This window comes from Halorubrum saccharovorum DSM 1137, from assembly GCF_000337915.1.
GTDB lineage: Archaea > Halobacteriota > Halobacteria > Halobacteriales > Haloferacaceae > Halorubrum > Halorubrum saccharovorum.
Window position 1 is genome coordinate 164,610 of record NZ_AOJE01000012.1, and the last position, 16,096, is coordinate 180,705.

Annotated in this window: 12 protein-coding genes; 8 read left to right on the top strand and 4 right to left on the bottom strand. The window is 61.8% G+C overall.

The features are described 5' to 3' along the window. The first annotated feature begins 6 nt into the window (after nt 1–6). The 8 genes from C471_RS17965 (at nt 7) to C471_RS16215 (ending at nt 11,458) form a co-directional block, all read left to right on the top strand. A complete protein-coding gene (locus tag C471_RS17965) occupies nt 7–2,043 on the top strand; it encodes a vWA domain-containing protein (protein ID WP_239638615.1) in 2,037 nt (678 codons plus the stop codon). A 199-nt stretch (nt 2,044–2,242) separates the two neighbouring features. Beyond that, nucleotides 2,243–3,883 carry a SipW-dependent-type signal peptide-containing protein gene (locus tag C471_RS04905; RefSeq protein WP_004046937.1) on the top strand — a complete coding sequence of 547 codons (1,641 nt, stop codon included), beginning with the start codon at nt 2,243–2,245 and terminating at the stop codon, nt 3,881–3,883. Nucleotides 3,884–4,013: 130 nt separating this feature from the next. Next, entirely contained in the window at nt 4,014–6,398 is a 2,385-nt protein-coding gene (locus C471_RS04910; RefSeq protein WP_080505529.1) for a choice-of-anchor L domain-containing protein, read from the top strand. Nucleotides 6,399–6,795: 397 nt separating this feature from the next. Then, on the top strand, nt 6,796–7,527 hold the full coding sequence (locus C471_RS04915) for a hypothetical protein (RefSeq protein WP_004046939.1): 732 nt from the start codon (nt 6,796–6,798) through the stop codon (nt 7,525–7,527). 143 nt (nt 7,528–7,670) lie between these two features. Beyond that, nucleotides 7,671–8,777: a hypothetical protein gene (locus C471_RS04920; protein ID WP_004046940.1), complete on the top strand. Its 1,107-nt coding sequence runs from the start codon at nt 7,671–7,673 to the stop codon at nt 8,775–8,777. Beyond that, nucleotides 8,774–9,943 (top strand): signal peptidase I, encoded by a 1,170-nt coding sequence (locus C471_RS04925; protein ID WP_004046941.1) that lies wholly within the window; start codon nt 8,774–8,776, stop codon nt 9,941–9,943. Before C471_RS04920 ends, C471_RS04925 begins: the two co-directional genes overlap by 4 nt. Beyond that, entirely contained in the window at nt 9,936–10,331 is a 396-nt protein-coding gene (locus C471_RS17350; RefSeq protein WP_160163124.1) for a hypothetical protein, read from the top strand. Before C471_RS04925 ends, C471_RS17350 begins: the two co-directional genes overlap by 8 nt. A gap of 533 nt (nt 10,332–10,864) precedes the next feature. After that, entirely contained in the window at nt 10,865–11,458 is a 594-nt protein-coding gene (locus C471_RS16215) for a DUF7344 domain-containing protein (protein ID WP_004046942.1), read from the top strand. Nucleotides 11,459–11,499: 41 nt separating this feature from the next. On the opposite strand, the gene C471_RS04930 is transcribed toward C471_RS16215, so the two are convergent. From C471_RS04930 to priS, 4 genes are read right to left on the bottom strand one after another with little or no spacing between them, the layout of a single operon-like run. Beyond that, nucleotides 11,500–12,750 carry an MBL fold metallo-hydrolase gene (locus tag C471_RS04930; RefSeq protein WP_004046943.1) on the bottom strand — a complete coding sequence of 417 codons (1,251 nt, stop codon included), beginning with the start codon at nt 12,748–12,750 and terminating at the stop codon, nt 11,500–11,502. 25 nt (nt 12,751–12,775) lie between these two features. After that, nucleotides 12,776–13,414 carry a DUF998 domain-containing protein gene (locus C471_RS04935; protein ID WP_004046944.1) on the bottom strand — a complete coding sequence of 213 codons (639 nt, stop codon included), beginning with the start codon at nt 13,412–13,414 and terminating at the stop codon, nt 12,776–12,778. 12 nt (nt 13,415–13,426) lie between these two features. Then, a complete protein-coding gene (locus tag C471_RS04940) occupies nt 13,427–14,566 on the bottom strand; it encodes a DNA replication complex subunit Gins51 (protein ID WP_004046945.1) in 1,140 nt (379 codons plus the stop codon). After that, on the bottom strand, nt 14,563–15,726 hold the full coding sequence (gene priS / locus C471_RS04945; RefSeq protein ID WP_004046946.1) for a DNA primase small subunit PriS: 1,164 nt from the start codon (nt 15,724–15,726) through the stop codon (nt 14,563–14,565). Before priS ends, C471_RS04940 begins: the two co-directional genes overlap by 4 nt. Nucleotides 15,727–16,096 lie beyond the last annotated feature (370 nt).

Consider the following 16,096-nt stretch of genomic DNA (forward strand, 5'->3'; position numbering starts at 1 on the left):
CGAACAATGTCAAGCGACAACAAATTGGAACTCTCGCGGCGTAAGATCCTCGCCGGTATGGGCGCGGTCGGCGCGGCCGGCGCCGGCGCAGGGATCGGAACGAGCGCGCTGTTCAACGACACGGAGAGCTTCGAGGATAACCAACTGACCGCTGGGAGCCTCGACCTCAAGATGGACTGGGAGGAACACTACTCCTTCCCACAGATCTACGACGACTTCGGCGATCCAACAACGGAGACCGATCCGGACACGGAGGATGAAGTCCCACTGGACATCACCCGGTCGGATCCGAACGATAGCCGATACGTCGGTCTCCCGGATCCGGAGAACCCTGTAGTGTGGGCGAACGCTCAAGACGACCCGCTTGGTGATGGGCAGTCCAGCCTCGAACTGTACTTCCAGAACACGACCATCGAGGCGTTCCCAGACCGTTTGGGCGGTGAGAATCCGGAGGCGACGTTTACGTCGATAGACAGTGGGGGCGAACCCATCGTCGAGAACCCGTGTGATGCTTTGGCGGACGTTCCGCAAGACCTGAGTACCTTCGCCACGGACGGCATGCCGGCTCGGACACAGAACGGGGACACGAACGACGACGGGGACGGGCTCCCCCTGCTCAATCTTCAGGACATCAAGCCCGGTGACTTCGGGGAGTTCACTTTCAGTGCGCACCTCTGTGATAACCCCGGCTATCTCTGGATGACGATGCCCGGTGGGCTCACTGAGAGTGAAAATGGCCTCACAGAGCCGGAAGACGAGGTAGATGACACGCCAGACGAGGGCGAACTCGCCGAGAACGTTCAGACGGCCCTGTGGTACGACGATGACTGTGACAACCAAATCGATACGGCCCCGGACGACATCGTCGCACTAGCGATTATTGACACGTCGGGTTCGGTGACACCCAATCTTCAGCAAACGATAGACGCCGGGAACGCGCTGGCTGAAGATCTGTTCGAAGCGAGCCAAAACAACCCGGAATTGGAGGTCCAAGCGGGTGTCATCACGTTCGAAGGTAAAGGTGATAACAACGACGTATTCCTCGCAAATCCGATCGAGCCGATCGACAACTACGTCGATAATAACGGGGACGGGATATTCGGGAGCGGCGATATTCTGCCGCCAGGACAGACCGACGGCAACTCGCCGATTCCGCAGGCTCTCGACGTGGGACGCGAGTATCTCAATGACAAGGCTGCGAAGCTCGTCAGCGACGGCACCCTCGACGCTCCCGTCAGCAAGCAGTTACTCCTCATCTCAGACGGTAATCCCGTCTACGACACTAGCGGGAATCTGGACGCGGTGGCAGGTGAACTGATCGATGAAAACGGCCAGTTCACTTTCGACGGCAACACCTACGAGTCGGACTACTTCGACGGAAAAGCAAACGGTAGCGGTCTGGCGTTGCCGAACCCTGGCAACCCACCCGGCGCCGAAGACCGGGCCGAAACGGCGCTCGTCGCACGGGACATCGACGGGGAACCGTTCCTGCCCGGTACCCAGTACTCGCAACCGGCCGGTCCGAAGGTCGACAATCCCGATAACCAGCCCCAGGGACTCAATGGCAGTGACCCGGCAGACATCTCGGGTGACAACGATATCATCGTCCGTGCCGCAGCCGTGTACGATTCCGGTGCCGGATCCGGTACCAAACAGCTTGCCCGCGACACGATAACGGCGTACGCGACGAGCGACGCGACGATGTACGACATTCCCACTGCGGGCACGGGTCAAAAGAGCGGGGGCACCGTTGTCGGTGAGGATATCGCGGATGCGCTGACCGCAGGTGGGTCCGGAGAAGAGGTCATCTTCCGCGGGACGCTCGAGCAACTGGAAAGCGAGCTAGACCCTGGTCTGGCTCTCGACTTCGACCGGACGACGTCCGAGCAAGACTGCCATCCCGCCGGTGTGACCCACTGCTTCGGTCTCGCGTGGTGGGTACCCGAAGACGTCGGCAATGAGATCCAGAGTGACTCGGTGAGCTTCGACCTCGGGTTCTACACCGAGCAGTGCCGGAACAACGACAATCCGACCGGACCCTGACTGCTCGGCGAGACGGTTCGTCCCCTCCCGCGCAGTTCGCCCACTCGGAGCACGGCGCCACCGGCATCGGCGGCCCGTGACGCGGCCTCGCAGCGGAACGGCGTCTCCGGCTCTGCCGGAGGCTCGTTGCGCAGCTTTGCTGCGGAACGGCGGTTCGACTCCGCCGGTGGGTCTCATCCCTCTGGGATGACACACACCTATGTCAGACGATAAATTCGAGCTGTCGAGGCGGAAGATCCTAGGTGCGACAGCGGCCGTCGGTGTCGCCGGCGCGGGGGCGGGCGTCGGGACCAGCGCGCTGTTCAGCGATGAAGAATCGTTCGAAGACAATCAAATTCAGGCTGGTGAACTGAATCTGCTCATCGATTACGACACTAGCTACGATTTCAACGACCCGGAAGGCGACGGTAGCGGCACGATCGATGGTAACCCTGCTGACTACTCGTACGTGTTGACCAATGTCAAGCCGGGCGACAGCGGAACATTGGTGTTTTGTCCCAAAATCATCGACAATCCGGGGCACCTGTTCGTCGCAAGCGCAGATGGAGTTACGAACTACGAGAACGCCCAGACCGAGCCTGAAGGGGATGTTGACGCGTCTGGCGGCGGGAGCTTGACTGGGGGCAATGACGGCGAACCCAATGGTGACCTCGGTCAAGAAATCCTTGCCGATGTCAAGTACGTGGAAAACGTCACAGACGCTACCACTTACGACGAGATTGGAACAGTCACAACCGATCAGACCCTCAACGGACTAGCTGCGGATCTTGAAGCGGGATTCCGTGTGGACGGTGTGCCCAACGATTCAGATACGGTTTACCCCTCATCGCCTGACGACAGCACTCAAAACGGTCCGTGTATCGCCATAGAATGGGAACTGCCCGTTACTGTCGGCAACAAAATTCAGTCGGACGCGGTCGAGTTCAGCTTCAGCTTCGCTGCTGTCCAGAGCCGGAACAACTCCAACCCGGCTAACCCGGTTACAACCGTCTCTGTCGGGCCTTCGGGTGGTGGATACGACTATAACGACCTTTCGACGGCACTGAGCAATGAGAGTGACGAGGTTATTGGCCTCGCTGGCGGTGAGACGTTCACACTGTCCGGCGGTGCTGATGTCGACTCCTCGCTCGTGCCACTCGGGTTCCAGTCAATGCCGACAGTCGAAGTTGACGGGGGGCAGTTAAAGCTCACCTCTACTGACCTCACAATCGCCGGATTAGATATTGACCTGCTCAACGGCGGAGTTGTGTATAACCCGAATCCGGCTGACGGGTTGGCATTTATTAATAACGACGTATCAATCTCTGAAACCAGCAATCACGGTATTCGAATCGAAGGTCAGGGAGCGTTGAACGCAGTCGTCGCAAACAACCAATTCGAACAGAAGGGAACGCCATTTGACACGAATGGCGAGTTCCCCCAGGGCGTGCACCTGAGTGACGGCCAGAACGTGGTGATTTCGGATAATGTGTTTACTACTAACGGGAGCGTTGTCGAGGGTCAGGCAGTCTTCGTCTCGCAGGGTCCGGGTGATGTGGGACCCACATCGAACATTGTAGTCTCAGACAACTCGATGAATGGATGGGAGAACGGAGTTACAATCATTGAGTCTCAGGCTGATGAGATATTTGACATCTCGATTGCTGGAAACGACGTGGACAATTCATCGAATAGCATCTCTCCGAGCAGTCCGAGTATCAACCCCGCTGATGTCTGGATCTTAGATCAAACCGATAGCGACGGCTTCGACAATATCAACGGCGAGGATACTGAGTCTGATCAGGAAAGTGCGCTTGAGAGTGATAACAATCTCACTGAAGGAGCAGATGTGGTTGTCTAGATAACAGCAGGACACCGAACGATACACTCAAACACGGTGTATCGGTGTTCTGTCTACCCACGCTGGCATTTCGCCGGTTCGATTCCGGCGGTGGGCATTCCCCACGGACGGGGGAGCGAGGGGAGAGACCATGTCAAACGATAACTCGGGACTATCGCGGCGGAAGATCCTGGGGAGCGTGGGAGCAGTCGGTGTGGCTGGAGCCGCAGCTGGAGTTGGGACGAGCGCGCTCTTCAGCGATGAGGAATCGTTTACAAACAACTCGATCACTGCGGGGACGCTCGATCTGAAAGTCAGCTGGGACGAGCACTACTTCAACGGGATTCGAAATCTTGACGATGTCTCGGAGGCGAACGTCGAGTTCGACAGTCCAGGTTCCACAGAGACTGGCTTCCCGAGCTCGAGCGGATCGCCGTATTTGTCAGTTACTGACGGTGCCGTAGATACGTTTATGAACGACACGCGCACCGAACAGTTCCCGGATGGCGGCCTCGGATCGAATGAGGATCCCTGTGAAGAACTGGCCGACGTGCCGGGGGCAGAGATCCCGCCACCGGTTATAGATCTGGACGACGTGAAGCCGGGCGACTTCGGCGAGATCACGTTCGATTTCTCGCTATGTGACAACCCCGGCTACCTCTGGATGACCGGTGAGTTAGTGAGTGAAAGCGAGAACGGAGTCACCGAACCTGAAGGAGACAGTCCTGAGGAGGACGGTTCCTTCGACAATTCGTCGTTGTGGCCGCTGGCTGCGCTGACAGGGGTGTCGGCGCTTAACCGCGATGGAGAAGACGGTGGAACCAGTTCAGAAGCGACCGGAGAGACTGACTCACAGACGACCGGAGCCAGCCGAAACAGCCTCTGGTCGACCCTCGGTAAGGGAGCGGCGATGACGGGCGCTGGCGTAGCCGGGCTCTCGGCGCTGACGGGGTCGGCGTCAGCGCAGTCGGGATTCAGTGTGACTTCGCTTGCCGATGACTCTTCTCTCTCTGCCACCGACCTCGCAGATTCGCTTATCGCGGGCGGAAGCGGTATCAGTATCAACAATGCGTCGTTCACCGGCGCGGGTGCTGCCGGCGGCACATTCAGCGGCGGAAGTAGCGTGTACAATCTCGACGGCGGCGTTATTCTAAGCACCGGTGACGTGGGAGACATTGTCGGACCGAATGATAGCGACGGTACAAGCACCAGTCACGACACTCCTGGTGATAGTGACCTCCTCGCGATTGCGGACGACACAGTCAACGAGACGAACGATGCTGCCGTTCTTGAGTTCGACTTCGACGTTCCACAGGGCGAAGAAGAGGTGTTCTTCAATTTCGTGTTTGCCTCGGACGAATACAACGAGTTCGTCGACGAGTTCAATGACGTCTTTGGGTTCTTCCTCAATCCGGAGGATAACTCTCCCGAAGACGCCAACGTCGCGCTGATAAACGGCGATCCCGTGTCGATTAACACCGTCAATACGATGGATAACTCGGACGTGTTCAACAACAATGATCCGAGTGACACGGACACCCCGTTCAATACCGAAGCTGATGGGTTCACTGATGTTCTTCAGGTAGAAGCCGATGTCAACCCTGGCGAAGAGAACACGTTCAAACTGGCAATTGCTGACGCAAACGACACCGCACTCGATGCCTGGGTGCTCATCGAGGGCGAGAGCCTGAGTACCGACCCCGACCCCGACCCACAGCCGGGGGACGGCGAAGTCGAACTCTCTGACAAAATACAGGCACGCGCGTGGTATGACGGTGGTGGCGGTAACGGTCCGGGCGGTGATGTCGGAGATAACGTCAACCAAGACGACGAGCAGGTATTCCTCGACGGAACGCTCAGGCAGGTACTTGGCGCCCTCTCAAGCGGTAAGGGGGTCCCGCTCGACGGCGACGAGTCGACAGATACGGACTTCGACGAAACGAGCGATCCACCTGACGACACAGCCCGAGATTGCTACACTGCGGCTGACGATGTCCACTACATCGGGTTCGAGTGGTGGGTGCCGCGAGAGGTTGGTAACGAGATCCAAAGCGACTCGGTGACGTTCGATCTCGGGTTCTACACCGAACAGTGCCGGAACAACGACGGGTCCGGTACCGCGACCAATGGCGGCTCCGCCAGCCAGAACGCCAGCATCACCGTCAATGGCGATTCTTCCGGCGATGGCGGAAACGAGCAGCACGTCGTGAACATAATCGTCGGCAGTGAGGACGACGGGGATTCGCTGAACGAGGTGGTTGTGGATTACCAGAGCGGCTCCGCCGACATCAGTAACGTCGGTCAGGGAGACCTCACCCTCTCCCAGAATGGCACGGATATTACTGGCGATATCAGCGGCGTGTCGGGAGGTAACAACGGTACGACGTTGACAGTCACTATAGGAGGCAACAACACGCTCAGCGCAGGCGATTCACTCACGCTGGAAACGAACAACGAAGTGCAGGATTCGGGTGCTGACGGCGGCACCGCAGAAATCAGCGTCAACGGGGGGACGACGAGCAACGCGGCGTTCTGATCTGAGGGCGCTATCGGAGGTCTGACCACGCTGGCCTTTCGGCGGTTCGACTCCGCCGGTGGGTCTCGAGAAACTGACCCGACACATGACAAACTCGCACCGACCGCATCGACGCACGATGGAGGGCGCCGCCACTCGCGGAGCACTCCACACGAGTCACATCTGCTCGAAGATCGACGACGAAATCCGCCGAGCGCCGAGGCTAAACCTGACAGCCAAACAATTATTATACTGGCCGAGAGATAGTCACGCGAAGCGCGTCCGAGGCGATCCTGTGGACGTGTTTGACAACGCCGAGTGGGCCTCGACTCCCGCGCATTCCGGCGGCCGTGCGTCTCAGAGTGGCGGTAGGGTGACCGGTCGAAGCGACGCAACTACATCCAAACACGGACCGTAGATGACAGACCTCAGCATAAATCGGCGGCGGCTGATCGGCATGCTCTCAGGCACCGGGATGGCCGCATTTATCGGATTCGGGTATGCGACCGGGGACTCGATCAGGTACACGTACGCGTCTTCTCACAGTTGCGACGATTACACGCTTGACGCCGAGTGGCGAGAAACGTACACCAGAAACGGGGAAACAACTCTGCTTGAGGACACGACGCCGGACGGAAGCGGAAGCGAGCCTGACGAGCCCGGACTTATCCGGTTAAACAACGTACTCCCGGGTGACAGGGGGACGGTCAGTTTCAGCCTCACGGCTGACTTGGCGAATCCCGACGCGAGCGACACGGTCTCGCCGACGCTTGGAATCAGTCTTACCGACCGTGCCGAAAACGGTCTCAGCGATCCTGAAGAAGCCGCGGGAGACACCACTGAAACGGTCGGCGAACTCCAAGAATACCTACAGGTCACCGTCTGGAAGAACACGGGTGTCTTGGGACTCGATGCGCTCGGTGCCGACGACCTCACTCAGCAGATCACCGAGCCGACGATATCGGAGGGGACGCTTGCCGACGTAGCTGGCGATACGAGTAACGAAGTACTCGGAACTATCGACGCCACTACGGACGACGATTCCGTTTCGGTGACGCTCCGATGGAAGTTTGCCAACGACGCACGCGTCAACGAGACACAAACCGATTCAGTCACGTTCGCACTCGATATCGGCTGTGGAGGTGACTAGCCCATGAGGGCTCCGTCCGCCAACCGCTGCACCAACTCCGCGTTGGCCGACACCGGTTTATCATCCAATAAATATATATCAGTAGCAGACAAATTTCTGGCACGTAATCAGATACGATGTCATGGCTCTAAGGGGGGGAACACATGCAAGAGCCGGACCTGACCCGTCGACAGGTGCTCGCGGGCATCACCGTGACCGGCGGGGCCGGGGCGCTCACCGGGAAGGGCACGATGGCGGTCTTCTCGGACGAGGAAACGTTCACGGGCAACTCCATCACCGGGGCGGCGAGCACCGCGGGCGCCGGTGTGGTCGAACTGGAAGTCAGCGCCAGTTCGTCCGGCGACGGAGACAGACTCGTCTACACGATCGATGTCCCTGATTTGGTCAACAATAATCCGTCGTACGTCTGGGCTCGGCCGGCGACGTGTCCCGAGCCGATCGATGCGGCTGCAGACGTGTACGTCGAGCTCCGGGCGGAGTGCGGCGACGACGACAGCGCACTCATAGCTGAGGGGACGCTCAAGAGTGTCGTCAACAAACTGCGCGAAGACAACGGAGAGCCGCTGCGCTGTCAGGAGGGTGACGATGCGCGGTGTTTCCGGCCCGGTGAGAGCGTCGACTTCGTGTTGGATGTAACAGGGTCGAACACTAACGAGGAGTTCGCTTTCGAATTCGAGTTCTACGCGGAGCAGTGCCGGTACAACACGGGAACGGACACGCCGTTCGGCCCCTTGAGTCCTTGTGAGCCGACGAACGAGACGGGTGGAAAAGCGATCAGTTTCATCGCATTCTGTTCCGAGTCCGGCACTCTCACCCCGCAGGTTACCGATATAAATAGCACGGACGATGATGGACCGACATCGGTCGACTGGGAGACCGACGGCGACGTGGATTACGTAGTCGCAAAATCCGGACAGAATTTCACAGTGTACGATTACCGCGACGACTCTGCGACGAGGGGTACAGTGACCACGGGTGGCGATGAAAACGCCGACTTCTACGGTGCGGTGTCGGGAAGTGTCGAAGACGGCTTTGAGCCCGCTGAGGGTGATAGTAGCGGTGACGCGAACAACGGTGGAGCGAACGGCTTGTCCGGTCAGAGTAACGAGAAGAGCGGGAAGGGTGGTAATAGCGCATCCTCGGCTCCGGGCGAACTGTCAGCAGATCTCGTTAGTCAGGACGACTTCCCCGATAGCGGAACGTCGATCAAACTGGAAGAAACCGATAACACGTTCGAGGAAAAGCAATGACTGAGACTGATACTTCGACCGCGACCTCGGACCAAGACGGCAGGGACATCCCCTGGCGGCGGACCGCGAACGTCGTCGGCGTCGCCGTACTCATCGCCATCGTGGTTCCGTTCGTCGTTTTTGCAGTTCCACAAGTCGTCGGTGCCGACCAGAGCTACGTCGTCCTCTCGGGGAGCATGGAACCGGCGATGAGTCCCGGCGATGTCATCATCGTCAACAGCGTTCCGGCCTCGGCGATCGAGCGAAACGATGTCATAACGTTCGGGGGGCAGGGAGGGGATACTCCAACGACCCACCGCGTGATCGATGTGGTCGAGCAGGATGGCACTACGGCGTTCCGAACGCAAGGTGACGCGAACGAAGATCCAGACGGGTCGCTCGTCACCCCAGACCAACTCCAAGGGAAGGTGCTTTCGCCCGGCGGCTACCTACTGGTTATTCCGCTCATCGGATACCTCATCAACTTCGCCGGCACGCAATCCGGGTTCGCTCTGTTTGTTGCCTTGCCCGTCTTGTTACTCGTACTTAACGAGATCTGGAACGTCATCGCCTCGGCTCGTTCAACTCCGAACACCGGTGGCAACTCCAGCGCTGAGACGACGGCCGACGCAGCGGCCGCGACCACCGCCGACACCTCCGAAGGAGAGCCGACTGAGCCAAGTAGGGCAGAGACGACCGAAGCAACGGGACAGCACAACAGTACCGCTGCGGCGTCCGACGAGGCCGATGCGGGGATCAGCTTCACCGCTGCGGAGCTGCAGCTTGGACTGGGAGTGAACGCGGCGTTTCTGGCGTACAGCATCTGGGTGGCGTACAGTCTCTGGACGGCCTACGACACGGTTGAAACGTGGGCGCTCGGCGTTGCCGGCGGCGTGGGCGCGTCGCTTCTTCTGCTCGGTGGACTGTACGTATTCGGCGGCGCCGACGACGCGACAGATGAGGCGGAGACCGATTCCGGTTCAATCTCCCAGCAGGACCAGCCCGTACAATCAGCGAACGAGACTGCCGCAACCCACGACAACGGAGACATCATAGCTAGAGCCGAGGCGTCCGATGACCCCGTCCCTCAGCGAACCAACGGTGACGGACAAAGGGCGTCTTCTAAAGGCGACGACGGCGATTCGGTTGCGGAGACCAGCAGTTCGGGGGGTGAAACCGATGCATAACCGTACACTCCTCTCACTCGTTCTAGCGGTGTTTCTGGTGACAGCTGCGGCCTCAGGCGGTGCGACGGTCGGTATTCTCTCCGACAGCGAGACGGTTTCAAGTACGCTCTCTGTTGAGAACTCTTCGGAGCCGGTCGAGATTACCAACACCTCTACCAACACCTCTACCAACACCTCTACCAACACCTCTACCAACACCTCTACCAACACCTCTACCAACACCTCTACCAACACCTCTACCAACACCTCTACCAACACCTCGACTCAGATCACAGACGCAAACGAGACAACTGACAAGACCGGAACTGAGAATTTGGCGACACCGACTTCAGCCGAGGTGTCGACGAACAAGGCCACACAGCATACGTCGTATGATGGACTAGACTAGTCTTCGGTACCCGATTTAGAAGATAAATTCGAGGCAGAAAATGGGTATAATGAGGAGGCGACTAATTCAGATGGCTCAATGAACTCCGTCAGAGGACCCAAACTGTGGGCTAGCAAACCCGACATCACGGTGCATCCCTAACGCGAATTGAAGAACGACTTGGCCACGTAGACCGACAGTAAACGAGGAAGTCGGATAGCAGTCGACATCGTCAGGAGATCCAGACAGTACGACGAGAGCGAGTGACGCTTGCCTGCAGTCATCGATGAAATGCCGATGACGATGCCAGAATGATTGAGTCACGTACAGGGTGGACACAGTACGATCAAATACAGTGTGATTGATTCTTTTCAAGAGGGACTTCCCAGATAGTATCTCAGAATGTTATTCTAGCGCAACGAGGAACTGTTAGTTATGTCTGATAAAATAAATTATCAGACTAACAATAATGCCCTTTTATATTGAGGCTGTCCGAATTACGATCCAGGTTCTGTCAACCATAATGAATAAACTCCGAGAGGACAAATGTAAGAATGAATATACCACTTGTCAGTGATACAGAAAATGAACCGAACGCAGACACGAGTAAATTATCCAGAAACGATATATTTGACCTGTTATCCAACCGACGACGGCGGTTCGTTGTCCATGCGCTCAAACGCATGGAAGAACCGGTTGAGCTCGCTGAGCTTTCCACGTATGTTGCCGCGTGGGAAATGGAAACGGAACCAGAAGAGATCGATCACGAAGATCGACGGAGCGTGTACGTAACTCTCAGGCGGACACATCTTCCAAAAATGGATGAAAAAAATGTGATTCAATTCAATAAGTCAGAGAAAACCGTTCAATCTACAGAAATTTTGGATAATATAGATGTACACATCGAAGTTCTCCATGGAAAAGAGATTCCTTGGAGTCTGTATTATATCGGACTCGCAGTTGTTAGTGTCTTATTACTGGTTGCCGTCGTTACAGAGGCACCAATATTCGATGCGTTCAAACCGATTCACGTAGGTGGGTTCACTGCAATTACATATGGATTATCCGCTGTCGCTCACCGTATTGTGGAACGGCACAGTCGACTGGGTGCAACACCAAAACCGCCCGAACTCTATCAGGTGAAGTAGCCGACAAACACGCTATTGAAGTAGTTTCCAGTTCGTCCGTTCTATAACTCTACCCGCTCTCCCAGTTCCGGCGCGCTCGCCGCCAACCCGTCCGCCCGGAGGTCCGCCGCGAACGCCTCGCAGCGGTCGCCGTGGTTCACGAGCACCCGAGATCCCCGGTACGAGTCCAGGAACGCCTCTAGCCCCCCGCGGTCGGCGTGCGCGGAGAAGTCGTACGACTCCACCCGGGCGCTCACGGGACGCACGGTCCCGTTTATCGCCAGCCGCCCGTGGTCCTGTAGCTCCCGCCCGGGCGTCCCCTCTACCTGATACCCCGTCAGTGTTACCGCGTTGGTCGGACTCCCCCGGATCTCCGGGAGGTACGAGTGAACCGGGCCGCCGGCGAGCATCCCCGAGGTGGTGATTATGAGTTCGTTGTCACTGGCGATCCGCTCGCGCTGGCCGTCGCGACCGGTGACGAAGCGCGCGGCGCCTTTCGCCCGGCGGAGCGCCTCCGAGTCGCGGAGGAACTCGGGATGCCGGCGGACCAGCCGCGTCACCGCTTTCCCCATCCCGTCGACGTAGGGTGTCAGGTCGTTGGCGTCGGCGACGAGCATCAGCTCCTGGGTCCGCCCGATCGCGAACGCGGGCGCGACGACGGCCCCGCCCTCCCAGATCGTCGCCCGGACGCGCTCGGCCCAGCGGTCCTCGACGGCGCGGCGGTCGTCGTGGGTCACGTCCGCGTACGTCGACTCGCAGATCACGGCGTCGGCGTCGGGGCGGGCGGTCGTACCGGCGACCAGCCGCTGGTCGTCGGTGTGGAAGTCGCCGGTGTAGAGGAGCCGGGTGTCCCCGTCGTCGATCAGGACGTGCGCGGAGCCGGGGATGTGGCCGGCGTCGAACAGCGTCACCTCGTACCCGCCGCCGGCGACGCCGCCCGCGACCGCGAACGGCTCCTCGTAGGCGTGCCGCTCCTCGACTTCGCCGAGCCGCGCGACGTGCTCCTCCGAGAAGGGACAGAGGGGGCTGTTACCGCGGAGCTTCAGCGTGTCGCGCGCCAGCGTTCGAGTGAGATCCGCGGTCGGCGGCGTCCAGTGGATCGCGGGCCGTCGGTCCCCTTTCAGGAGGGCCGGAACTGCGCCGACGTGGTCGAGGTGGCCGTGCGAGACCACCACCGCGTCGGGCTCGGGGTCGCGGAGGGGATACTGCGGGGGATCCGCGGTCAGCAGGCCGTAATCCAAGAGCAGTGAATCGTCGACGAGGACCGCGCTCCGACCCACCTCGCGGGCGCCGCCGAGGAACTCGACCTCCATCGCCCGTGGCTACGCGTCCGCGGCGTTAGTGCTCGTCGGTCCCGGCGTCTCCGGATCGCGTCTCCACCGAGTCGAAAACCGCCCCGAGGACCGGCAGGGGACCGAGCGCCCACACCCACCCCGCGAGCATGAGCGCCCCCGGAAGCTCCGGGAGCGCGAGCCCGGACACCGGCCACCACCCCGCGACGAACGTCGCCCAGACGGCGACGTGAATCGGGACGAACGCGAGGACGACGCGCCCGGTCGCCGTCCCGCGCCGCGCGAGGCCGTCGACGGCGAACGCGACCGTGACGAGGACGTAAAAGCCGGCCGCGGCCGGGGCGTGGAGCGGCTCCGTGAGGTCGAAGACCCCCACGCCGGCCATCGCGACCATCGCGAGCGCGAGGACCCCCGCGCGGACCGCGGCGATCGCCCCGTGCCGCGTCACCGACCGCCAGAGGCCAACGGCGTAGCCGACCCCCGCGGCGCCGCCGAGGATGAGCCCCCGGTTGAACACGGCTGCGCTCCGGCCGCGAACTCCCAGATCGGAGAGCGCGTCGGCCGTCCACGAGAAGGTCGGGTCGAGGAGGATCGCGACCGCGATGCCGCCGAGCGCCAGGAGGGTGGCCGCGGCGCCGAACGCCCGCGCGGCTGCGGGACCGTCGACGGCATCGGCGGCGGACATCGGAAATCGACCTCAGTCGAGTCGCTCCGCGGCGTCCCGCTGGACCAGCGGGTCCGCGTTCTCCGCGGGGAGGGTGACGACGTCCTCACTCGCGAGGTCGTACTCCCGCTCGTCGACGCCGAATATCGACCCCACGTCGCGGGTGATCCTGACCGTGGCGCGATCGGTGGCGTCGTCGTCGGCTGACGTGTCGTCGGCTGACGTGTCGGCGGCTGACGTGTCGGCGGCGGCGTCAGCGGCGGATCGACCGTTCCCGGAACCGGCGTCGCTCACGGTCGGTCCATCGGTCGCGTCCGCGTCCGGCGCTCCGGGGGGGGCCGGTTCCGGTGGGACCTCGGTCGGACCGCCGGGAGCGGTCGTGTCGGTCCCTCCGGTCGAACCGGAGGGCGCTGGCGCGCCGCCGTCGGTCGTGGCGTCGAGGGCGTCCGCAACCTCCTCGTCCGAACCGCCCATGGCGCCCGCGAGCGCGTCGGTGCTCCCCTCGGGCTCCCCGCTCCCCGCACTCCCGCCGCCGTCGCCCGGTGGCGTTTCGGTCGGCGTTTCGGTCGGCGTTTCGGTCGGCGTTTCGGGATCCGGCGCGGTCGGCGTCGGGTCCGCGGCGGCGGTCTCGTCTGCGGTCGGGGGCGAGTCCGTCGCGTTCGTCGGGTCCGCCCCCTCGATCGCGTCCTTCGCGCCTTCGGGCGTCGCCTCTCCTCCGGGCGTCGGTCCCCCTCCCGCTGGCCCCGCGCCTTCCGTCTGCGCCGAGCCGGGCGACGACGGGGGCGTCTCGCCGGCGAGCACGTCGAGCACGCGCGACTTGTTGTCGCTGATCCGGTCGACCAGGTCGTCGAACAGCTGTCGTTCCTCCGTGGTCATGCCGTCGGCGTCGACGGGCATGTCCGCCGCCGCGAACGACGCGAGCTTGACGACCTTGCCGACGCGGCGCTCGTACAGCGCCTCCGCGACCTCCTCGGCGGTCTCGATCTCGTCAGACATCCGGCGCACGTCGTCGTCGGAGAACGGCTTGTCGACCTGCTCGGCGCGGCGGTCGCGGGCCGCGCGGAGATCGGCGACGTAGGCGGCCACGTCGTCGTAAAAGGAGTCCCGCAGGTGTTGGAGGCTGTCCTTGCGGCGTTCCTTCGCTTGGGCCGATCTGAGCTCGTCGAGTTTCATCGTTCGGGGGCTTTCCGCGCCTCGCCGCGGGCCATGAGGAAGACCCCCGCGAACTCGGGCACGGTGTTTCTACCGGGTTCAACTCTAACGCGCTCGCCGTTTAATTCTACCGTCCGATCGACGTCGGTCTCGATCCGGATGTCGCGTCCGACGAACCGGTCAGGGACCGCGTCCCGGAGCGGGTCGAACCCGTCGAGTCCGCCGCGCTCGATCGGCGTGACGACGAGCCCGGAGCCGCCGTGGAGCGTGCCCGGGAGCCGGATGAGCCGCCGGGTGTCGGTGGTGACCGGCTCGTCTATCGGCGCGGTGTCGGTCGCGGCCACGCGCGCGGCGAGCGCGGAGACGAGCCGGCGGACGCCCGGACCCCCGGCCTCGACGTTGCCTTCCCGGACCGCGGTGGGGTTGCGTTCGAAGGCGCCGAGGATCGTCTCCGCGCGTCCCTCCCCGATCCCCTCGAGCTCCATCAGGCGCTCGCGGGCGGCGTCCTCGTCCATGTCGCGGAGGTCGTCGGCGTACTCGATCAGCGCCTCGTGGACGCGCGCGCCCCAGCCACCCTCGGTGCGGAGGACGCGCTTGGTCGTCCCGCGCTCGGAGACGGTCCGGATCAGCCCCTCGGTGTCGAGGTCGATCGCGCGGACGTAGTCGACGATCTCGCGGCGCGCGTCGCTGTTCAGCTCTCGAACGCTCTCGTCGCGGACGTGAACGTGATAGCCGCGGCCGCCGGAGAAGACGACGGTGAGGTCGTCGAACGCGAAGTCGTCGTCGAGGAAGTCGAGGAGCCGCAGGAGGGCCCGCTTGCACTCGGCGAGCATCGCGGGGTACGAGGTGGTCTCCGGGTCCACGCCGGGGAGGTGGTCGGCGTCGAGGTCGAAGACGAGGTCGGCGGAGCGCCACCCCTTCTGCGACATCGTCGACGCGCCGGGGTCGTCGTAGCGGGCGGCCGAGAAGTACGCGTGCCGGGGCGCGTTGTCCGCGAAGAACGTGTCCACGTCGCCGAGGTCGTACAGCGACTGGTGCCGGAGCATCGTCGTGCCCGACCCCGGGGTCCACGGGATGTGGCCCCACTCGCGGAGGTTCGCGTCCGGCGGGAGCGCCGGCGAGGCCCGGCGGTAGTAGTCGCCGAACCGGCCCTTGAGGTACTCGCGCGTCCGGTCGTCCATCGTCTCATCGGGTACCGGCGGTCGACGTATCAACGTATCGTTCCGGGCGAGCGCGGAGCGCGAGAGGGGCGCCGACCACTTATAAACGGAACCGCAGCAGTGTTGAAGGCGCGCGCCTCCGAGCGGCCGCCATCGGCGGCCGCGAAGGAGCGCGTGCGAGGGAGTCGCTGGCGGCGCCAGCCGCCAGCGACGAGGCTGGGGAGGTGTGAGGCTGCGGTCCCGCGAGCGGAGCGAGCGGGAGCACGGAAGTCGCAGCGCTGAGCGCAGCGAGGCGACCGTCTTCCGGCGGTGCGGGTGCGGTCGGGCGGGACTCAAAGGGGCAGTCGCTGAGGCGGGCGCAGGGGACGCAAGGACCACAGGGAGTGAGCGA